This window comes from Prevotella pallens (genome assembly GCF_900454935.1).
Lineage (GTDB): Bacteria > Bacteroidota > Bacteroidia > Bacteroidales > Bacteroidaceae > Prevotella > Prevotella pallens.
The window spans coordinates 33,775-55,661 of record NZ_UGTP01000003.1 but is presented as its reverse complement, the minus strand read 5'-3'; the positions used below and the strand labels follow the sequence as shown (position 1 = coordinate 55,661).

The 21,887-nt window shown below is 39.3% G+C and carries 16 protein-coding genes and 5 pseudogenes; 17 read left to right on the top strand and 4 right to left on the bottom strand.

Going from position 1 to position 21,887, the window contains the following annotated elements:
• Position 1: 1 nt before the first annotated feature.
• From DX009_RS13760 to DX009_RS10765, 14 genes and pseudogenes are all read left to right on the top strand, one after another.
• Positions 2-382, top strand: coding sequence for an RHS repeat domain-containing protein (locus DX009_RS13760; protein WP_277354352.1), 381 nt, complete (start codon positions 2-4; stop codon positions 380-382).
• Positions 346-723: a cytidine deaminase-like fold-containing protein gene (locus tag DX009_RS13560; protein WP_006045788.1), complete on the top strand. Its 378-nt coding sequence runs from the start codon at positions 346-348 to the stop codon at positions 721-723. Before DX009_RS13760 ends, DX009_RS13560 begins: the two co-directional genes overlap by 37 nt.
• Positions 696-1,070 (top strand): hypothetical protein, encoded by a 375-nt coding sequence (locus tag DX009_RS10825; RefSeq protein WP_040595737.1) that lies wholly within the window; start codon positions 696-698, stop codon positions 1,068-1,070. Before DX009_RS13560 ends, DX009_RS10825 begins: the two co-directional genes overlap by 28 nt.
• Positions 1,058-1,705, top strand: coding sequence for a hypothetical protein (locus DX009_RS10820; RefSeq protein ID WP_115084101.1), 648 nt, complete (start codon positions 1,058-1,060; stop codon positions 1,703-1,705). The genes DX009_RS10825 and DX009_RS10820 overlap by 13 nt, the downstream gene beginning before the upstream one ends.
• A gap of 109 nt (positions 1,706-1,814) precedes the next feature.
• Positions 1,815-2,070, top strand: a pseudogene (locus DX009_RS13895) (phage baseplate assembly protein V); the annotation flags it as partial.
• Between the two features lie 474 nt (positions 2,071-2,544).
• The gene (locus DX009_RS10810; protein WP_115084100.1) at positions 2,545-3,702 is read left to right on the top strand and encodes a DUF2931 family protein; all 1,158 of its coding nucleotides are present in this window, start codon (positions 2,545-2,547) and stop codon (positions 3,700-3,702) included.
• A gap of 13 nt (positions 3,703-3,715) precedes the next feature.
• Positions 3,716-4,156: pseudogene (locus DX009_RS10805) on the top strand (RHS repeat-associated core domain-containing protein); the annotation flags it as partial.
• A 194-nt stretch (positions 4,157-4,350) separates the two neighbouring features.
• On the top strand, positions 4,351-4,842 hold the full coding sequence (locus DX009_RS10800) for a hypothetical protein (protein WP_115084098.1): 492 nt from the start codon (positions 4,351-4,353) through the stop codon (positions 4,840-4,842).
• A gap of 268 nt (positions 4,843-5,110) precedes the next feature.
• Positions 5,111-5,533, top strand: coding sequence for a hypothetical protein (locus tag DX009_RS10795; RefSeq protein WP_181792361.1), 423 nt, complete (start codon positions 5,111-5,113; stop codon positions 5,531-5,533).
• A gap of 170 nt (positions 5,534-5,703) precedes the next feature.
• Positions 5,704-6,069 (top strand): hypothetical protein, encoded by a 366-nt coding sequence (locus DX009_RS13190; protein ID WP_181792360.1) that lies wholly within the window; start codon positions 5,704-5,706, stop codon positions 6,067-6,069.
• A gap of 49 nt (positions 6,070-6,118) precedes the next feature.
• Positions 6,119-6,532: pseudogene (locus DX009_RS13785) on the top strand (RHS repeat-associated core domain-containing protein); the annotation flags it as partial.
• 25 nt (positions 6,533-6,557) lie between these two features.
• Positions 6,558-7,043 carry a hypothetical protein gene (locus DX009_RS10780; RefSeq protein WP_115084094.1) on the top strand — a complete coding sequence of 162 codons (486 nt, stop codon included), beginning with the start codon at positions 6,558-6,560 and terminating at the stop codon, positions 7,041-7,043.
• A 28-nt stretch (positions 7,044-7,071) separates the two neighbouring features.
• A pseudogene (locus DX009_RS10775) lies at positions 7,072-7,299 on the top strand (RHS repeat domain-containing protein); the annotation flags it as partial.
• 614 nt (positions 7,300-7,913) lie between these two features.
• Positions 7,914-8,210, top strand: a pseudogene (locus DX009_RS10765) (RHS repeat-associated core domain-containing protein); the annotation flags it as partial.
• A gap of 984 nt (positions 8,211-9,194) precedes the next feature.
• Here the strand turns inward: DX009_RS10765 and DX009_RS10755 are convergent.
• On the bottom strand, positions 9,195-12,221 hold the full coding sequence (locus DX009_RS10755) for a C10 family peptidase (protein WP_115084091.1): 3,027 nt from the start codon (positions 12,219-12,221) through the stop codon (positions 9,195-9,197).
• Between the two features lie 1,255 nt (positions 12,222-13,476).
• On the opposite strand from DX009_RS10755, the gene DX009_RS10740 reads away from it, so the two are divergent.
• The 3 genes from DX009_RS10740 to DX009_RS10730 all read left to right on the top strand — a co-directional run bounded on the left by DX009_RS10740 (position 13,477) and on the right by DX009_RS10730 (position 17,066).
• Positions 13,477-15,864: a TonB-dependent receptor gene (locus tag DX009_RS10740; protein ID WP_115084171.1), complete on the top strand. Its 2,388-nt coding sequence runs from the start codon at positions 13,477-13,479 to the stop codon at positions 15,862-15,864.
• A 109-nt stretch (positions 15,865-15,973) separates the two neighbouring features.
• Positions 15,974-16,138 carry a rubredoxin gene (rd, locus tag DX009_RS10735; RefSeq protein ID WP_115084088.1) on the top strand — a complete coding sequence of 55 codons (165 nt, stop codon included), beginning with the start codon at positions 15,974-15,976 and terminating at the stop codon, positions 16,136-16,138.
• 706 nt (positions 16,139-16,844) lie between these two features.
• Positions 16,845-17,066 carry a hypothetical protein gene (locus DX009_RS10730; RefSeq protein WP_115084087.1) on the top strand — a complete coding sequence of 74 codons (222 nt, stop codon included), beginning with the start codon at positions 16,845-16,847 and terminating at the stop codon, positions 17,064-17,066.
• A gap of 1,144 nt (positions 17,067-18,210) precedes the next feature.
• Here DX009_RS10730 and DX009_RS10725 read toward each other — a convergent pair.
• From DX009_RS10725 to map, 3 genes are all read right to left on the bottom strand, one after another.
• Positions 18,211-18,759: a CinA family protein gene (locus tag DX009_RS10725; protein ID WP_115084086.1), complete on the bottom strand. Its 549-nt coding sequence runs from the start codon at positions 18,757-18,759 to the stop codon at positions 18,211-18,213.
• A 12-nt stretch (positions 18,760-18,771) separates the two neighbouring features.
• Entirely contained in the window at positions 18,772-19,806 is a 1,035-nt protein-coding gene (gene tsaD / locus DX009_RS10720) for a tRNA (adenosine(37)-N6)-threonylcarbamoyltransferase complex transferase subunit TsaD (protein WP_115084170.1), read from the bottom strand.
• 72 nt (positions 19,807-19,878) lie between these two features.
• A complete protein-coding gene (gene map / locus DX009_RS10715) occupies positions 19,879-20,739 on the bottom strand; it encodes a type I methionyl aminopeptidase (protein WP_006045817.1) in 861 nt (286 codons plus the stop codon).
• Positions 20,740-21,887 lie beyond the last annotated feature (1,148 nt).

The following is a 21,887-nucleotide window of genomic DNA, read 5'->3' as shown; positions in this document are numbered from 1 at the left end:
TTTGGAAATAGTTGCCAACGGTGAGTGTTTCTCCATCGTGTCCGACTACCTCGGTACGCCCATGCAGGCCTACGACAAGCAGGGCGACAAGGTGTGGGAACAGGAACTGGACATCTACGGACGACAGCGAAAACGCCCTTCGGCGTTCATTCCTTTCAAGTATCAAGGGCAATATGAGGATGCGGAGACGGGATTGTATTATAATCGGTTCCGTTACTACGACCCAAGTTCGGACAACTACATTAGCCAAGACCCGATAGGGTTGGCAGGTGGCAACCCTACATTGTATGGGTATGCCAAGATACAAATGGTTGGATCGATCCATTGGGGCTTGATGTATTTGCTTTGTTTGAAATTAATGGTAAAATATTTGAAGGAGTAAACCCAACCCAAAGAATTCCAAGAATAGAGAGTCCTATTCCTGAGTTACAACATTTGGGCTACACAAATTCCAATACGTTTAGTATGCATGCAGAAATAGATGCAATGAAACAAGCCAAGGATTTGGGGCTAAGAGGGGGAAAAGCGACTTTGATGGTGGAGGGATTAGATATATGCCCAAGTTGCAGACCCGCTATTATGGATTATGCCAAATCTATGGGTATAAGTGAGTTAGAAATACATGAATTAAATAGTGGTAAAATATATAGATTTGAAGGAGAAGAAATAAATCAAGTAAAAAATGGAGGTAAATCATGGAGAGCTGCAGAAGTGAGCCATTGAAGTTTGTTTGCAATAAAAAAATAGATATCAACCCTAAAGAGTATTGGGAAGAGATCATGCAACTTACATTTTTAAATAATAAATGTGGATATTTATCATTGACACGGCTGAGTTATGATGAAGAGATATATTTTGAATATAACGACCAAATCTATTTCTTGTATTCCAATGTCAATAATATAGGGTTCAGATTAGAAGATTCTGTTTTGACAATTGAAGTAGACAATCCAACAAAGGGAAATCTACCCAATACATTCATAATAAGCATTGCTCAGCCATTTGATAACTTGGATTATATCTTGCAAGTGTTGTTTAAAAAGCCAGCAGGTAATAAATGCTATCATTAAAAATTATGAACAGAGTAAGTATTCAAATTGATTCACCTAGCTATGTAAAGGTTAGTGAAATAGGCAAGGAACTTGTTGCATTTTCATTAACAATAGAAAGGAAATATCCTCAAATAGATTTTGAGTTCGCTTTTTGTTTCAGAGCGTTGTACACCACACGTGGCATCCGGTCAAAAGTCCGGTTTGAGAAGGATTGCAATTATCTTGGTATGGATTTGATAATGTCCGAAGAAGAATTTCATCCATATAAGAAAAATATAGCAATGCAACGGCGAATCATGGGTAAGCATTTCTTCCCGTTTTTTGCAGAGAACATAAAGAAATACAGATATAAGTTGCCAGTTCTCAAACCCATTGAAAAAGATTTGGTGGAGGACATGCGCCTATTTCTCATTGAAAACCTTTGCCTACCTGACGATAGTGGCAGTTTTAAGTTGGCGGTTATAGAGAATGTTTCTTACGATCGTGCAATGGCTTTGTTCGGAAAGCCAAGACAAAAAAAGTTCATGGATACTGATAATGGTAAAATACAGGACATATTGTGGGAAGTGGACGAACAGACACAGCTATCAGCCCGATATAGACTGATAGATAAAGTCTGGACGCTAGAAAGCTACAATATTGCAGAAGGGTAAATCGGGATTTGGAAATAGTTGACTAACGGGGCGCACCTTCACGCTGGCGTACGACGAGCGGCACGAACTGATACGGCTCACCTTCCCCGACGGGCTGCACCGCAATTGGCGGTACGACTGGCAAACCGACAACATGCGAACAAGTTGGGTGCGTGTGATGACACCAGATGGTGGTGGCAGCAAAGACGTAAAAAGCAACCGTGGCTTCGTTTTCATTCCAGAGGTAGGCGACCAAGTCCTCCTCGGTTTCCGTCATGGTGATTCAGCAAGACCATACGTTATGGGTAGCTTGTTTAACGGAGTGACAGGTTGCGGAGGCTTTGCTGCCAATCACAAGAAAAGCCTTACCACCCGAAGCGGTTCAACCGTCACCTTTGACGATACTGCCCACACCATCCTCCTACAGACAACTCGTGCCAACAAAATCTTTGTTGACGAACTAAATGGCACCATCACCATATCTTCTGCCGAAGAAGTAAATGTCAATACAAAGAATGTCAACATCAATGCATCAGAGAATATGAATGTAAATGTGGGTAAGAATTTTACGATGCAGGTTGGTGAGCAATCGTCTGTTAGCATTGAAAAAGATTCATCAGTTTCGGTAAATGGAAATGCTATGCAGAATGTAGGGAAAGACAACCATACGTACATTGCGGGCGATCATATCAGTCATATAGACAAAGATACAATCCTGAATGTAGGAGGTTCTATTAAGGGGAATATTATGGAGAACGCTACATTCGAAACGAAAGGAATTACGACTATTGGTGCCCAAGATCGTTTGTATATAAAGAGTAATACTAAGGTTGATATAACAAAGGAATAAATAAAGTTTTATGAAATATATACTAATAGTTATAATGGTTAGCTTTGCTATGTGTATAAGCACGGCATGTAGCGGATTAGGAAACAAAACAAAAAAGGAAGATAATAAAGGTATGGATACAGCTTTTCGTTGGGAGGCACTCGTTGCATCTTCAAGAAATTATCCCATGGAGGTGCATTATGCAAGAGTAGGCGTAGGAAACTCTGGTAGATATGTTGGTGTGATGGAGAGATTTACTGGTTTAGGTTTGGGCGAAGCGGATGGTACGGTAGATATGGGCAGTGACTCTAACGGAGGAATGGGCGCCCCCAGTAGTGTTGATATTGTGTGGCTTTCGTATTTAGAAAAGAAGTTTTATCGGCTTAATGTTAAATTCTCATCAGAGCTACAAGATAAGATACGCCAAAAGTTCCGTACAAAATATTATGATTGGCCAGCTAAGAGGTATTGGGCATTTACAGGTTTTGTGATCAATATGCTTCCCAAAGGGCATGTGTGGCTCTATGTAGATGGTATAGGTCGACGCGAATTGGTCTGTGATACTCTTGTTGGCAGGGAAGTAAATGTGCCATTGCAGGATTTTGACGAAGATGGGTATCGATACCGCAAAACGCTTGATGCGTTTTGTGAAGGGCGACTTGGGGATTACACATGGGCGGAAGAGAATTTCAAACGAAATGGTTTGTCAGATGGTTTGTGGGATACCTATAAGACGAAATACAACTATGAGATAGAATTTAAGTTTGAAGATGAAAAAGCTGTTTTGGATGTTGATTATCTTTACCGATTCCTTACGGGAGAATTTTGGCATAGAGATAATAAGCCGATGCCTTCAGTATTGCCTCGCGTAAGGGAAATTCAGGCAGGATGGGAGGTAGGTACTACGATTTATGATGGAAATTTTTATTTTGATGAAGAGGAAATCATAAAGGGATATGCAGAGGCTTTCAAAGCTAAGGGAGCTTCGGGAAAGTTGGTGATTGAGGTTAGCAAATATAACAATTGGTTTACTATTTATTTGTTAGTGAGTGGTAAAAAGTATCCCTTAACCAAAACAAAGATTCATGTTTTTCGAACAACTCCACAGCATTTAAAGGAGGAAAAATGGCCATTTTATAATAATCATCCAGATATTTATTCTGGAGATATTCATTATGTAGGTGAATAGCATATGGGAAAAGATTCAGACTCCACGCCCCAACACCACACCGAATACCAACCCCGGTCCACCTGTAAGCTGGAATGACCCAAGCAACCCTGATGACCCACAAGCTGGTTATGGTTATATCCCAAACGATACTACGAAAGAAGAAACCTTCTTCTATCACAGTGACCACCTCGGCTCAACGTCCTACATCACAGATGACAAAGCCAACATCACACAGTATGATGCTTACCTACCTTATGGGGAGCTATTAGTTGACGAACACTCATCAAGTGAGGAGATGCCATATAAGTTCAATGGCAAACAGTTCGATGAAGAGACAGGTCTGTACTATTATGGTGCAAGGTATATGAATCCTGTGTCAAGTATTTGGTATGGTGTGGATAGATTAGCCGAGAAATATTCACAGTTATCTTTATTTTCTTATTGTGCAGGGAATCCAATTAAATATGTTGATGCAATGAATGTAATTAGGCAAGAACTCAATATGCAATGGAAGAATTTTGGTCAACGGCTTAACTATAAAAGTATTATTCCAAATGAAAAGGCTACAAGCAGTTTCCTTCCTTTTGATAGAAGTTCTTTAAATAGTATAAAGATGGGAATGAACCCTTCTCCCTTTTCACAATATATAGAAATAAACGTAAGGAAATGAAAAAGAATCTCTGTCTGAATATCATTGTGTTGCTGTTCCCGCTGTGTGCAAATTCACAGTCAGTAGATAGTCTGTCTTTGTATCAGAGTGCTATTACCTTTATCTCTGCAGATTTAGATATCTTACAAAAAGAAGTTGCAGTCTCAGGTATCGCCTATGACTTAGATTGTTTTATGTTTATTGATTCAGTAAAGAATAGTTCATTAGAAGAGATTCTTCATGAAAAGCAAGATAAGCCAACTCCAGATGTTTATTCTTCGATATTGGATAGGAATTTTAATAAGCTCTCCCCACAGACAGAGTATAGTATCTTTTTCTCTAGGATAAAAGATGGCTTTTTCCTTGCTCAAGTTTATCGGTTACAAGAATATGGTAAATCGGTTAATTATGAATCTGTAATAAATACTGCGCTTCAGCAATACTATTATATGTTTGTACTGAATCAAGAGCAGAAAATTAAAAAGGTATTTCGAATGAAGATAGATTAATTAGAAGCAATAAAATAAATTTGATGAGACGCTATGCGTATGGATTAAGAGATTAAACATGTATCAAACTCTGATTATACGCATTGTATGATTGTCGTGCCACTTGAATTGCTGAATGAACCACAAAGATACTAATTCGAATAATAGATAGATTGAACCAATGGGAGTATATAGTATATCTGGTTTTTTGTCTATATCTTTAGTTTGCTATCTCTTCTATCGCTTAAGAAAGTCGCAAAGCAAAAAACCTTCATTATTTAATGACTATATGACTAATGTAAGGACAGGGCATTTGTACGATTTTAAATATTCAAATGGGACAATCAATACAGTCGATGATGGTAAAGATATATACCGAGGTATGCCTATTGGCATCACAGGGAATGGACAGACTATATTTACATCAGCAAGAGATGTAGGTAACATAGCAGCCGGATACATAGCAGGAATAAATGGTATGAGTTGGAAGGCTTCACGAACTGCTTTTGATGCATACCAAAGTAAGTCTTCGGGTAAACCAACGATAGAAGGACTGTCTACGAGAAATGCAGAAAATTACGGTTGGCGCATGGGTAGTAATATAAAAAATTATACTCCTAACCAAAAGGCAACTAATCTGGTGCAGAGCATTAATGATGGTTTAAAAGCACTTGGAAAATATTTGTATAATAGGATTAAAAATATCTTTTAAGTGTATATATGGATATAGGCTTTAAAAGAACTGTTTTTGACATTCTTCTGAAGTAAAATTATAATAAAATGAGGTTTGGAAAATTTTTAATTATAATTTTATTCTTTGCACTAATCAACTCGTGCAAGAATACAACTCTATATTATAAGATTCCTGTAACAGAACAGGTTATGACAATATATTCTCCTTTTTGTAGAGATTATGCATATGTTTGCATTGGAACATCGAAATTACTTGAAATAGATAGTATGGATTTTAAAATCTCAAAAGATGAGACAACTGAGATTTCTTTGATTTTTAGTAAGCAAAAATCTGATACAATTTACTATTCTGATAGATGGGACGATATATCCTTAATAAATAAAAAGAAAAGATACAAAAGAATTAAATGGCATGATAGTCGTTTTTATTTCAAAGAGAAAAAGACAAATAGATATGTCATAAGCCCAAATTATATCGAAGTTGTTATTAAAGATAACGCAACTTTTGTTGTCTTTCAATCAAATAAGTCATATAGTATTTTAAAAACGATATGAGCAATGTGCTAAGCGCAAAGAACTGTATTCGGCTTCCATAAGTTGTAGCAAACAGTTCGATGAGGAGACAGACTTGTACTATTACGGTGCAAGGTATTTGAATCCTGTAACAAATATTTGGTATGGGGTGGATGTGTTGGCAGAGAAATATCTAAATATTGGAAGCTATGTGTATTGCGCAGGGAATCCTGTAAAGTTTATAGATATTGATGGGAGAGAGATCTTCCTGCCTGGAAACAAAAAAGCTCAAGAAGAATATATCAAGATGTTATATGCATCCACTGGAAACAATTATGCTATTGAAAACGATAAACTTATATACAAAGGCACTGATATAGATTTCAAGGGAAACAGGTCTCAGACATTAATAAATGTCATTCAGTCTGGTATAGATGCCAAAGAAACTTATACTCTTAGTCTGGTAGGAAACAAAAAACGACAGTGTCGTCTACTGGAAAGTTGAAGTCTGCAAATAAAGTACTTTAAGTATGAAAACTATAATGTTTTATGTAATAATGTCACTTGTTCTTTGTCATTGCAAAGCACAAGAAGAACTATCATTAACTTATATTGGTTATCAGTACAAGGGAACTCAAAATAGAAGCTTCCTAAATAAAGAGCTAATATTAAAAACAGATGGAGATACTATAAGAATGAACCTTAGATTACCTTATGACAGTATTCATCACAATGTTATTGATCGAGGGCTTCTATATAATTGTCATTTAAAGAAAGGGGTAAAATACACTTTTACTTTACAAAAAAAATGTATTTTCGATATTCCCTGCTTCTTTAACAGCTACTATCGAACAAATACGATTCCTGACAAAAATGACTGTTCAAAATTCATAGAAATAAAAAAAGACACAGAGTATGACTACAGAGGGGATTATGGAAGATATGTAGACATTAAAGGCTGTTTATATGAGATAAAAAGAATATACCCAAACAATGGCGGTTTCTATCCACACTAAGAGAGTTACCAAACCATTTATGGCGAGCGTGGCGGATATTAGGACTTATGTCTATGGTGCCGCCTACGACAGCTGGAACCGTGTGCAGACAATGACTTATCCTGACGGTGAAGTGGTAACTTATCACTACAATGCTGCCGGACAGGTGGAGAGTCTGACGAGCAATAAACAGGGACGTCAGACCGTTATTGTTGACAGGATAGGTTACGATAAGGAGGGTCATACTGTCTATACGAAGTTTGGTAACGGCACGGAGAAATGGACAGAAAAAAGTTGAAACGTATAAGTATTCTTTTTAAAATATGAAATATTATATTTGTACATTAGCGGCGATTATAGCAATTTTTATTGCTAGCAGTTGTAAGGCTCAAAGCAAGTTGCCAGATTCTGTTTATCCTGATAGCAACAGCTCTGTTTCATACTGCAAATTAAATGATAGTACATTAAATGTGATGATTACAATAAATCATTATAAATTTATAGATGAGTATTCTATAATAAGAAATATATCATACCATAAATATCTGCCAAGTTACCTGGGTAAATATAGGAATAGTCTCATATTTATTAATGGCGAATCAGTAAATTACAGACTTATAACAGTGTATACATTAATTGATAAGAAAATTGTCAAAGATATGTATGAGATGGAATTGTGTTCTAATAGAAAAGATCATAAGGAGAAGTATATATTTTTTTATCGTGGATGTCCAATAAGAATTTCCTCCAATATTAATAGAGTGTTATTTAGGAAAATAGCTTCAAAGAGGATGAGAATAAATTCAAAAGATATTTCGTTTATATCGTCGTGCAACAATAGATTTAGACTCTATTTTTTGGATGGAAGAAATATTATTTTGGAATAACGGGTTGTTTAGGCAGCCATACTGGTACATCTTTCTCTACAGCAAACTGATGGTTCACCATCAGTTTGCGGGTGAAACGAATATGACCTATGATGCGGCAGGCAACCTCTTGACGAAGCTCACGGCAGAGCTTAGGAAGTCGATATCTGACAAGGGTTATATCTCTTACACCTACGACTTCGAGCGACTCTATGAGGTGCTTTATCCTGAAAATCTCTTCAACCGTGTTACTTATACCTATGGTAAGGCTGGTTATGGATATATTCCAAACGATACAACGAAAGAGGAAGCCTTCTTCTATCACAGTGATCATTTAGGCAGCACGTCTTACATCACAGACGACAAAGCCAACATCACGCAGTATGATGCTTACCTGCCATACGGTGAACTGTTAGTTGATAAGCGCTACCAATATAATCCTCAAGCCAAGCCAGGTTCAGAAGGAGGTACGTTAAATCCTGCAAAACGAAAGGTAACACAAAAAGATATTGATCATTTAAAAATTAATAAATTAAAATTCAGAAATGGGAAAGCCTACATTGGACATGTCTCGGATTAGATTTTGCATTTTAATCTTTTTAATACCTTTTTTATTCCAGTTTTTTTCTTGTAGCCAAAAGAGAGAAATTGATCCTCAGGAAATAGTAGGACGCTGGGAACTAGTTAGTAAAGGTGTTAAACCGATTGCTTACATAGAATTGTCTTTTTATAAAGACTCTACTGCTATGTTTGATTGCTTGACGGATACTGTAATTTATTTACGGTATAGAATTCGCAAGGATTCCCTATACCTAAAAGATTTAAATAATAACTGTACTAGAGACTTAATACTATCATTAGATGGTAATATTTTTTATCTATGTAGCCTGAAAAAATGTAATGAAAAGCTTATATACAAGAAGAGGAATGATACCTTGGGAAAATTTGACACCTCATTTGTTAAATCAATAATACCGGCTTGGCATTAAGTTAGACAAACAAAATTAAATGATATACTTAAGCTCGCAAATGTTTAGACGTTTCCGGTGTCCGCCAACAAGCTATCGATGGCATAGAAGAGAATGTCCGCACTTGCATAACTTCGGGGTACGTTGTCAAACAAAAGTGCACAACTTGACCTCCAATTAAGTTTGGGGTTTTAGTTATAATTATTAATAAAAAAGTATATTTGCACTATGACAACAAAAAGGGGGGTATTGCAAAAGTATGACTTTTAGATGCTGACGATAGAGTTTTGGGCTATAAAGCAGCCGTTTGTTGGTTGCAATATAGCCCTTTAGAGATGTTATTTCTTAATAAATTTCAGTGTGTTTTTGTTTACTTTCACGAGGTATATACCTGGTGTAAACTGCGAAACGTCTACAGTGTTGTTGCCTTGAGCCAGTGCTATGGTTGCCATTTTTGTGCCTGTTGCGTTGTATATATAGGCAGTAGCAGCAGCGTCGGCTACTATTGTTACAGTTTCGTTTGCTATACTTGGGTATAGTTTAACGTTCTGTACGTTAATGTTTTCTATGCCGTTGGTAGATCCTGCAGCCACATTCACGTTGTCAATGCCTACTGGTATGTATGTAATACCCGTTGGCATGTTGTCTGTGCATACGGTCATGCCCATGTCGTATAGTCCATAATAGGTTCTGCCACGGTAAGAACTGCCTTTGCTAACATAGAAAGCTACGCCGTCCCACGACCTAAACACTTCTTTAGTTCCATCGTTGTATGCAATGTAAACGTAGTAGTGGTTGCTTGTTAGTTCGTTTTTGTTGAATTTAACTTCTATGTATCCGCTTCCATATTGACCTATTGTTATGTTCTGAACCGTCTGCAATGCGTTGCTACTAGCCACTTTGCTACCATATTGGTCGGTAATAAACACTCTAACTGGGCCGTTAAAGCCGTTAGAAGAGTATAGATTTGCCTTTATAACTAGGTCGGCATCTTTTGCAACGGTGCAGTATTTGCTTCCCACATATTTACCATTTTGATAGAAGAAGGCAGAGTTTAGACGAACATCGCCTTTGGCTGGGTCCGAATTATTCTTAGTTTTTATAACCAGTGTACCTATGTTTTCGGTGGTGCCATACATTACTTTGTTTCCGTTGTTGTATGCAACCGATAGTTTGTAGGTGCCTTGTTTTAGGTTGTTAAAGGCAGCATTGTTTGTGCTGAACGCCAAAACCACCTTTTCTTCAACAGTTATTGTAGCGTTACCTTCTGAAATAACGTTTCCGTTAGCCAGCAGTTGCACCTTGCCATTATAGTCTTCGTCGCCCTGATTCATTACAGGAACTTCCACCTTAATAGGTTCTCCTTCGTTTGTAGAAAGTGTAGGCAGCATAGTAGTAGCTACAATTTTAGCTCCCATAGCGTTAGCATTTACGTTAATGTATCCTGCACTTTCGTCAATTTCAGTCCATTTTTGGTTTGCAACGTATGCAATTCTGAGGTCGTAAGCACCCTTTTCAACGTTTCTAAAGTCGGCATTGAATGAAATATTCTTAGTGTCTCCAGCCATCATATACGCCTTACTTGATGTTGTAGCTAGTTGTATTTCGTTTTGCTGACCAGCTTTTTTCGCAACAAGTTTAAAGTATCCGTAGTATGCATCGGTGCTATTGTTCTTCAAAGCCACCTGTATTTGTTGGTTGTTTTGTTGCTTCACCTGTGTAGTTTGGCACTTTTGTGCAATGCTAAATTGGTTTTTAACCACAGGGTTAGGTTCTGGTTTAGGGTCAGGTTTACCGTTTCCTATTGTAATAGTAGCAATGTTTTCTTTAATATCAGTCCATGTAACGTCGTCAGCCGAATAGCTTATGCGTAAGTCGTATTGTCCATCTTGGAATCTCGAAAGGTTCGCGCTGAATGTGTAAGAGCGTTCTGCGTCTCCGTTTACCATAACTTTATACGATTGAGCAAGTGTTTGGAACGAGTTCATACCAGCCTTACTAATAAGCAAACGGAATGTTCCATAGAAGTATTGAACCTTATTGTTCTTGAAAGTAACCTCAATAGACTGGTTGTTTTCGCGTGCAAATGTAGTTTGTTTTGGTCCTTTTGAAACCGTAATAGCTTCAAAGTTTCCGTTTCCAGGCATTAAATAGCGTAGCATTTGGTGCCCCTTAGAGAACGCTCCTACACCTCCGCCATCGCCATGAGTATCTGGTTCCAGCACATCAATAGAGGTCCAGCAGTTAGACATGCCGTTCCAGCCCCAATCAACGTGTACATATCGGTCTTCTGCCAATCCGTCTATAACAAAGCAATGTCCTCCAGCTTGCGAGAAACCAGCATATACAATAGGTCCATAATTGGTAAGTTCGTCTTGTATTCCTGCCCACCATTGGTTGTCAGAATAGTTGAAACGCATAAGGCACGATAGTCTTCCGTCGTATCCAAAGTTATCAACAAGTGTAGAAGTAGCAGCAGTTAGCAATGCGCCACTACCTCCTATTTCGGGTGGACCAAAGTTCATTCGCACACCATATCCCACATCTCTTAGCAGTCTACCTATGTTGTCGGCTTGCGTATTGTTCAGTTTTCTGTTGGTAGCTCGGTCGTATCCGTTGCCTGTAACCCCTTCTGGCATGTTGTTCCAGTCGTATGCTGGTTGTGCATCGTAGTCTATTCGCATTTGCTTTCTAGTTCTTTCCCATGTATACGATGTAGAACCTGTTGGACGAGCTGGCCATTTGTGCCATCTTAAAACGGTAGAAATACCAGTAGCAACACAGCCCGACACTGTTTTATACGATACTCCGTTGTACAAAATGCTTGGGCTATAAGCGTTGAAAGGCCATCGTTGTCCCCAGCTAATAGGTGTAGGCAGCAACATTTCTCTGTTGTTTTTGTCTACCGCCAATAGTGGTTCTATAATGTGTTTAGGTTCATTATAGTCTCCACGAGCTGCCAAACGCTTGTACGATTGCGATGGAACGTCCTTCACATTTTGCTGTGCCCATTCTATTTGATCGGCATATTCTTGAAACATTCCAGCCACTGTTGGGTTGTCTCTAAGAGTTTCTTCGTCCAGATTACCCTTATCAGCGTAAGCCAAAATGGCTCTTGTTCTGGTGTCTCCCGATACAACTACAAAGCCTTGATTGTTGTCTCTGTTGATGATGTAGTAGAGACTGTTTCCTGTGTTGGCGTTGTTTTGTGCCTGATAAGTAATTTTTAGCGGAGCCTTTCGTGCTTTAATGCCTCCAAAAAAGTTCTCTGCTAACTGCTTAGCCCGTTGTGGTTGAATAGGGCTGGCTACTGTTGTAACGCTTAATCCTAGTAATAGCGTTAGTAGCGGAAAATGCTTTTTCATAAAAAAATTAGTTGAATAATTGTTAGTAACTCCACATTCCACCTTTTGTTTGTTATGCAATGGGCATACAACACCCCCTACATAGTCCGTGTTGCTTGTTGTTAAGCCAGTGGAATATGCTTAATATTAACATACAGGTTAGTCCTTTTCTGCAGTAAAAGGGCGCCTTTTCTTTATGTATTTGGAATGGCGTTCTCTAGTTTTTGTTTAGTCTTCGAAGTTGTTTTTGTACGTACTTTTTTTTCGAGAACGCTTTTTTTGTGTTGCTAAAAAGCCTTTCTGCTTTTGCATAGTAGTGGTAGCCCCTTTTGCATTATAGTTGTTGCAGTGGCTTTTTGCAGTATCTGTCTTGAATGAAAGTCAGACGGGTTCGCTTTTTTCAGGTGTCCTATATTCGGACAAGCTGTGTAAAGTGTTGTTCTCTCTGTTCATTTTTTACATGTTAAGTTAATGTTATTCTCTCTATGTTCTCTCTTGTTTTCAGTTTGTTGTGGACTCTTTTCTTAGGCGATTGGTTTTTAATTAGCGTAAGAGTTCCACTAAACAATGGCAAAAATAGAATGTTTTGTTGAAAGAAACAACTTTATAAAGTGAAAAAGATTAAACGTTTACATATCTTTAATAAATTAATATTTAAATAAGTTTCGGCTGTTTTTGTGTTGTCTAAATGTTCTCGCAAACAGTTAAAAATGTGCATAATGTTATATATAATGTGTATTAGTGTGAGGCTGTATGTGTGTTTTATAAAATAGGTAACAGTAGGGTGGTGCACAATGGTAGTGTTTTTGTGTTTGTGTTGTTTGTGTTTTGGCAATCTGTTGTGGGCATTTTGGCAATCCGTTGTGGGCATTTTGGCAATCTGTAAGTAATGTTTTGGCAATCTGTTAGCAGCCGTAGGGAGCCGATTTATCGTGCCTGCATATACGTATTTGCCACGCATTCGCAATCCGTTGGGACACATTTGGCAATCCGTCAGCAGCATTATCGCAATCCGTTCAGAATGCCTTCACGTAATGTTCGCAACGTGTTCGTTCTCTGTACGTTACATATTCGCCGTGCAAAAGTATGGTTTTTGCGCCACAAAAGTATGGTTTTTGGCGTGCAAAAACCCCCTTTTTACATTGCAAAAACCCCCTTTTTGGCGTGCAAAAAGTGGGTTTTTGCAAAGCCTTAATTAGTAGGTGGTTGCATTGTTTTTGTGTTTCGGGTAGATGTAGCAATACAATAAATGTTAGAAACAGACGTTATTCATAGTATGAATAAGGCAAAATTTCTATCCATTGTGCTGTTGTTTGTGTGCCTGCTCTATGCTGGAAACGCTATGGGACAGTCGTTTACGCTGCAAGGAAAGGTTTCCGACCAAGATGGAAACCCCATAGAGCTGGCTTCAGTGATTGTTGCTTCGCAAGGAAAAATTACGATGAGCAACCTTAAAGGCGAGTTTAATATGCAGCTACAGAGTGAAGATTCGGTTAAAATACGCTTCTCTATGCTGGGCTATAAGAGCAAAGTGAAGGTGTTGCACAAGCCACAAGGAAAGCAAACTCTACAAATTCAGCTTGCAAACGACAACCAATTGGAAGAGGTTGTGGTAGAAGCGCACGCACCACAACATGGAACTACCGAAGAAATAAAGGTTGAAGCTACTAAGCGAAACCCGTCTGTTTCGGGCAATGCAGTGGAAGAAATATTGCAAACACAGGCAGGAGTGTCTACCCATTCCGAACTTTCGTCGCAGTATAATGTACGAGGTGGAACGTTCGATGAGAACTCTGTATATATAAATAATGTGGAAGTGTATCGCCCCTTCTTGGTTCGGAGCGGACAACAGGAGGGTCTTTCTGTTATAAATGCCGACCTTGTAGACCGTGTTGGCTTCTCTACGGGAGGCTTCGAAGCTAAGTATGGCGACAAAATGAGCTCGGCTTTAGACATCACTTATAAGCGTCCTAAACGCACAGAAGGCTCTATTACAGCATCGATGTTGGGCGCAAGCGCATATTTTGGACTATCATCGAAGAAGCTTACATGGACTAACGGACTTCGATATAAAACAAATAGATACCTCTTGGGTACGTTAGAAACAAAGGGAGAGTATAACCCTTCGTTCTTAGACTACCAAACTTATATGTCGTGGCAACCATCTAAACGGTGGCAAATAGACTTTATTGGGAACATATCGGATAACAACTACAACTTCGAACCCGAAGACAGAGAAACCAAATTTGGTACACTAAAGAATGTAAAGTCGTTTAAAGTATACTTCGATGGTAAGGAAAAAGACCTCTTCCGCACCTTCTTCGGCTCGCTAAACATTACCCGACACCTATCGAAACACACAGACGTGTCGCTAATAGCATCGGCTTTCTCTACCAAAGAACAACAACGATACGACATTCAGGGGCAATATTGGCTCACACAAACCGAAACTTCGGAGAACTTAGGGGTGGGAACCTACATGCAACACTCACGCGACTATCTTAAAGCAGACGTTAAAAGTCTTAAATTAATGCTGTTGCACCGTGCAGGAAACCACAAAATAGAAGGCGCTTTCACCTATAAGATGGAGAAAATAAAGGAAAATTCTGCCGAATATGAGTATCGCGACTCTGCCGGATACAACATTCCGCACAACGGAGAAACACTCGATATGATTTATTCGCTACGCGCTCGCAACACGTTAAACGCAAAACGCATTGAAACATACGTGCAAGATACATGGAATTTTAAAACCAACGACTCTATACCAACACTGTTTAGGCTGAACTATGGTGTGCGTTACGCCTACTGGAACTTTAACGGAGAGAGTATAGTTTCGCCTCGTGCATCGCTCAATATCACACCCGGCTGGAACAGAAACCTATCGTTCCGTGTGGCAGCAGGACTATACTATCAGGCACCTTTCTATAAAGAACTGCGTGATACTGCCACCGTGAATGGCGTAATATATGCCTCGCTGAACAAAAAAACACGTTCGCAACGGTCTATACACGCATTAGCGTCTATGAGCTACCGCTTTACAATGATGAACAGACCATTCAAATTCACTGCCGAAGCATACTATAAAGCCATATCACGACTGGTTCCTTACACGGTAGACAACGTTAAAGTAACCTATTTTGGCGACAAACAAACCTCCGGACACGCCACCGGACTCGACCTAAAACTATTCGGCGAGTTTGTACCAGGCGCCGATTCGTGGCTCACTTTAAGTGTTATGAACACCGCAATGAAGCTAAATGGCAAGAACGTACCCCTACCAACCGACCAGCGTTTTGCCCTTAACCTCTTCTTTACCGACTATTTTCCTGGATCAACACGGTGGAGAATGTCGCTGAAACTGGCGTATGCAGACGGCCTTCCTTTCTCTGCGCCACACCAAGAACTAAGTTCTAACTCGTTTAGAGCACCTGCTTACAAACGCGCCGACATAGGTATGAGCTACCGAATATTTGATAATAACGATGGTTCGCACCACTCTATATTCCGCAATGTGTGGGTAGGCGTAGACTGCTTGAACCTTTTTGGCATTAGCAACGTAAACTCTTACTACTGGATTACAGATATTTCGGGACAGCAATATGCCGTACCTAACTATCTAACAGGTAGACAAATAAACGCAAAACTATCGGTGGAATTCTAAAAAAAACATAGAAACAATAACATAATTTAACCGTTATAACTTGTAAGAATTACATAAAACTACTAACTTTGTAGCGTTATTTAACAACGAATATAAAGACAAAGACGTTATGAAAAAATATGAATGCGATACCTGCGGGTATGTTTACGACCCAGCAGTAGGCGATCCAGACGGTGGCATAGCACCAGGAACAGCCTTCGAAGATATCCCAGACGATTGGGTATGCCCACTATGCGGAGTTTCAAAAGAAGACTTCTCAGTAGTTGAAGAGTAATTTCTAAAAATTTTAAAGTTAATAAATTTATGGGAGGTACGTGGTTTTTTGCCACGTGCCTTTTTTGTTTTTTATAGGCATCTGCAGCGTTACAGCAGCCCGTTAGAATTGTTATCGTAATCCGTTTGAATTGTTTTAGCAATCTGTTCGCAACATTTTGGCAATCCGTTCGCAGCGTAATGGCAAACCACAAGCAGCCGTAGGGGACCGATTTATCGTGCCCGCAAATACGAAAATACCCACGAAATGGGGGACGGAAATGCGTATTCGGTGAAATGGATATGTATATTTGATTATGTTAGGATACGGGCGCGATGAATCGTCCCCTACGCCTGACGGAATGTTTCGTGGGTGTTTTCGGAATGTTCGCCACACATTTCGTGGGCGGATGTTGCATTATTAACAATCCGTTCGCAATGTTTTGGCAATCCGTTCGCAGCGTAATGGCAAACCACAAGCAGCCGTAGGGGCCGATTTATCGTGCCCGCATACATGAATACACCCACGAAATGGGAGATGAAAATGCATGTGCGGTGATTTGAATACACATATTTGATTATGCGAATATGTATATTTGGTTATGTTAGGATACGGGCGCGATGAATCGGCCCCTACGCCTGACGGAATGTTTCGTGGGTGTTTGCGGAGTGTTCGCCACGCATTTCGTGGGCGGCCGTTGCATTATTAACAATCCGTTCGCAATGTTTTGGCAGACCGTCAGCAGCGTAATGGCAAACCACAAGCAGCTGTAGGGGCCGATTTATCGTGCCCGCATATACGTATTCGCCACGCATTCGCAATCCGTTCAGAACACATTCACGGAATGTTCGCAACGCATTTTGTGGGCGGACGTTGCATTATTAACAATCCGTTCGCAATGTTTTGGCAATCCGTTCGCAGCGTAATGGCAAACCACAAGCAGCCGTAGGGGACCGATTTATCGTGCCCGCATATATGAATGTACCCACGAAATGGGGAACGAATGCACGTTTGAGATGAAATGGATATATGTATTTGATAATGTTAAGATGCGTATTCGGTGAAATGGATATGTATATTTGGTTATGTTAGGATACGGGCGCGATGAATCGGCCCCTACGCCTGACGTAATGTTTCGTGGGTGTTTGCGGAATGTTCGCCACATATTTCGTGGGCGGACGTTGCATTATTAACAATCCGTTCAGAATACATTCACGTAATGTTCGCAATGTGTTAGTTATCTGTATGTTACATATTCGCTATGTAAAAGTATGGTTTTTGCGCCACAAAAGTATGGTTTTTGGCGTGCAAAAACCCCCTTTTTACATTGCAAAAACCCCCTTTTTGAAATGCAATATACTAAACAAAGAACACGGAACAACGAAGTGTGGTATTATATATAAGGTGTACTGCCATCGCATTCTGATGCTGAATTTGGCGGAAACAAGGTGCAGTGGCATTATGGTTTGGTGTGCATTTTAGTTTTTAGTTGTGGTAAACACTTTGCAAAATGGGGTATAACGCAAAAGCGCCAGACCATCACAGTCTCGCGCTTTCGTTAGTTTAAACAGGCAAGATGCCCATTTTTAACTCAGCTTGATTTGTAGGTTCGCGCCTCTCGGCGTTCCCCTCAAAATCTCGCATCGTATGTTATCCTTTATTCAATCTAATTTTTTATTACCTTAAACTAATCCTATTACTTTGAACAATCTCTTTTGTTCTCCTTAAATAAAACAACTAAAAACCTAAATCTATTACTATTAACCTAAACAATCTAATAACCTTTTTGTCTTAATGACGATGCAAAGGTACGCAGGTTTGGCGATACTGAAAAATGTTTTGGCGTATTTTTTTAAATAAAAACTGGTTTCTTGACGTGCGTCAATTATATAGTGTGTTCGCACACGTGTGTTTTTGTAATTTTGCCAAATATTGTTTTAGATTGCGGTGAATAGGGTATATGTGGGTAGAAACTAAAAAACAGATTGCTTGAACTGTGTGTACAGCATAGCAATCTGTTGTTGTTTGGTGTGTGCAACTATCTGTAATGCTTTTTTATGGCATATTACGATGGTTGTAACCGCAATGTTTTTTTACGCCTTCATATCAGGAACAGCGTGTTCGTTGTTATCTTCTTCTGTTTTTTTATCGTTGAGTTTCTCTTTTAAGAAGTCGAGCATTAGGCGTATTGCCCTATTGGTTGCGATGGCAAGATTAATATCTCGTCCGAAGTTTTCGGTAATTTTGAATGTTCGAATGTCGTCTTTCGATCCATATCCAATCCATATTGTGCCCACAGGAATATCGGCAGTACCACCTCCAGGTCCTGCAACTCCAGTTACGGCGATGGCAAAATCTACCTGTAAAGCATCAATAGCGCCACTCACCATCTGCTTTGCTACCTCTTCGCTAACGGCAGTATGTTCTTGCAAAGTGTCGGCAGAAACGCCCAATAGGTGCATTTTCACCTCGTCGGTATATGCCACAATGCCCCCTTTAAAATAGTTAGAGGCACCTGGAATAGCAATAATGGTTTCGCTAATGCGTCCACCTGTGCAGCTTTCTGCCGTACCAAGCGAATAGCCAGAGGCATAAATAAGGTCGCCAATTTGGCGCGATAATATCTTACTTTCAAATTCCATAGTCGTTAATATCTATTCAAATGTAACTTTACTAAAGGCAGGAAGGTCTATAGAAGCAAACTTTCCGTCTTTAAATTTAAATGTTCCCACACTGGCAATCATAGCCGCATTGTCGGTGGTATAGCTAAATTTGGGTATGTATATAGTCCATCCGAAGCGTGCAGCGTGGTCGTGAAAGGCGTTGCGCAACCCATTATTGGCAGACACTCCGCCTGCTACGGCAACGTGTTTAATGCCTGTGTCTTTAACAGCTTTACGCAATTTCTTCATTAAAATGTCTACAATGGTAAACTCTAAACTGGCTGCGAGGTCGTTTTTGTGGTGTTCTATGAAGTCAGGATCGGCTTTTATCCACTCGCGAAGGTTGTAAAGGAACGACGTTTTTAGTCCCGAGAACGAGTAATTGTAGCCTGGAACGTTTGGTTCGGCAAACTTATATGCTTTAGGATTGCCGTTTCTGGCGAGCTTATCTATGATTGGTCCGCCGGGATATCCTAATCCCATCACCTTAGAACACTTGTCTATGGCTTCGCCAGCGGCATCGTCTATGGTCTGTCCCAGTACTTCCATATCGTTATAAGCATTAACTTTAACTATTTGCGAGTTGCCTCCCGATACCAAAAGGCATATAAATGGGAATGGAGGTTGGCTATTATCGTCGTCGTTTTCCTTAATAAAGTGAGCCAAAACGTGTCCTTGCAAGTGGTTTACGTCTATTAGTGGTATGCCCAAAGCCCTTGCAAAGCCTTTTGCAAAGCTAACACCCACGAGCAAACTTCCCATTAAACCCGGTCCGCGTGTAAAGGCAATGGCAGACAATTGTTCCTTTGTTATGCCGGCACGCTTAAGAGCTTGGTCTACAACAGGCACTATATTTTGTTGGTGTGCCCGTGAAGCCAGCTCTGGAACAACGCCTCCGTACGCCTTATGTACGTCTTGTGAGGCTGTAACATTACTAAGAATGACACCATTTCTCAGTACTGCTGCACTGGTATCGTCGCAGCTACTCTCTATGCCAAGTATATAAATATCCTCGTTTTTCTTCATTATTGTTTTCTTCTTGTGCTGTTTGCGCACCGTCTGTGTAGCCTTTTTATGTTGCTGTTTTGTGTTTTTGGCTTAGTGTGTAAGTATTTCTACCCCGTTATCGGTCATAACAAAGGTGTGTTCCCACTGTGCCGATGGTAGTTCATCGCCCGTTATTACTTCCCAACCGTATGGGTCGTCGGCATCTATAAACACTTTCCATGTGCCTTGATTTATCATTGGTTCAATGGTGAAAACCATTCCTGGCACCAGCAGCATACCTGTTCCTTTGTGTCCATAGTGTAGAACTTCGGGCTCTTCGTGGAACTTTAAGCCTACGCCATGCCCACAAAGGTCGCGCACAACCCCATATCCGTACTTCTCGGCGTGCTTTTCTATGGCGTGTCCAATGTCTCCAACGAACGAGTAAGGCTTAGCTGCTGCAGCTCCAATGTCTAAGCATTCTTTTGCAACACGCACCAATTGTTCTTTCTCTGGAGTAGTTTTTCCAATAATAAACATACGACTTGCATCTGCAAAATAGCCATCAACAATGCACGTCATATCCACATTTATAATGTCGCCTTCCTGTAAAACGTCTTCTTTTTTGGGTATTCCGTGGCATACCACCTCGTTTATGCTGGTGCAAACACTCTTTGGATAGCCTTCGTAGTTAAGGCATGCAGGTGTGGCATTGTGTTCTTTGCAAAACGCCATGCATATATCGTCTATCTCTTGTGTATTCATTCCGGCGTGAATAGCATCTGCCACGGCGTCTAAGCAACCTGTGTTTACAACGCCAGCACGGCGTATTCCTTCTATTTGTTCGGGAGTTTTTATAAGGTTTCGAGTAGGTACAAGCTTTCCTTTCTTCTCGAATTCCATTATTTTTTTATCCATTTCGGTTGGCTCTTGCCCGGGTAGACAGTGCCACCTTCTCTTCTTAAACATCATTGTTACCGTTTTTAAACTTCATTGCAAAAGTACTATAATAAATGTAAATGGCAAAGGAATTAACTCATTTTTATCTCTTCTGCATCTTGATAGCCAACTACTTGTTTTGTTGAAATTATAGAAGGCTTTTTGCTTTCTCGGTGTATAGTTTTATGGAAAAATATGTATTGTTTTGCAATATAATACTTGATTTAAATCAATTAAATGCAAATTAGTGAATAAAAACAGTGAATTATTTGTGGTTTTAAGTATTTATTACTATCTTTGCTACCATCTTAAAAGTAGAAAAAACGTTACTTCTAATAAGTAAGTTGTTATAAAATGTGTTTTAAAAACACTGTATACGATTTTTCTCAGGGGCAGTGATGCTCTTCAAATGTTTATATTTAAGTTTATTAAAGTTTTCTTCAGTTAAAGTTATAGATTAGGTAGAAGACGATTGATTCAGGATAACTTTTCTGTTATTAGCCACTTTTTTCTTCGCCATTTTGGTTCTTTTCCATTGCCTTTTTATGCTTTAAACTTCACCATATCCACTTTTTTCTTCGCCATCTTGGGTTGTATTCTCGTGCTGAATATGGCTTATACTTTTGTTGTATATAGCTTATACTTTTGTTGTATATAGCTTACATTTTTGCTATATATATAATGTGTCGTTTTGTTTTGTTAGTTTTTGTTTTACCATAACTTTTGTTTTCTGTTTCCATTATTATGCTTTCTAAATGCCATTTATATGTGCCTAAAATGTAAAACTTATGTAACTCTAATTTTATGGTATATTTGTTGAAAAGGGTAGACTATACTGATTGTTATCGCACACTATTTTAAAATTAGTTAAAGAGGTAGTTTTTTGCCGACAAACATTTTGTTTTTAAATGAAAATAGTGTACATTTACACTCGTTATCCTGAAACAATCTTATATACCTTACTAGCTAATACCCTAATTTATATAATGTTTGCGGGCTGCGAAGTCCGCTTTTTTAATTTGTAAAGATACATTCAGCCATTATCGAATCATTTTTTTTACATATCCACCGCCCATTTGTGTGGCAGCAAAAAACATTCTGTGTTTTAGTATTGCCGTATATGCTCTAAATTCAGAACCCCATTTTGGTATTTCAAAAAGGGGTTTTTGCAATGTAAAAAG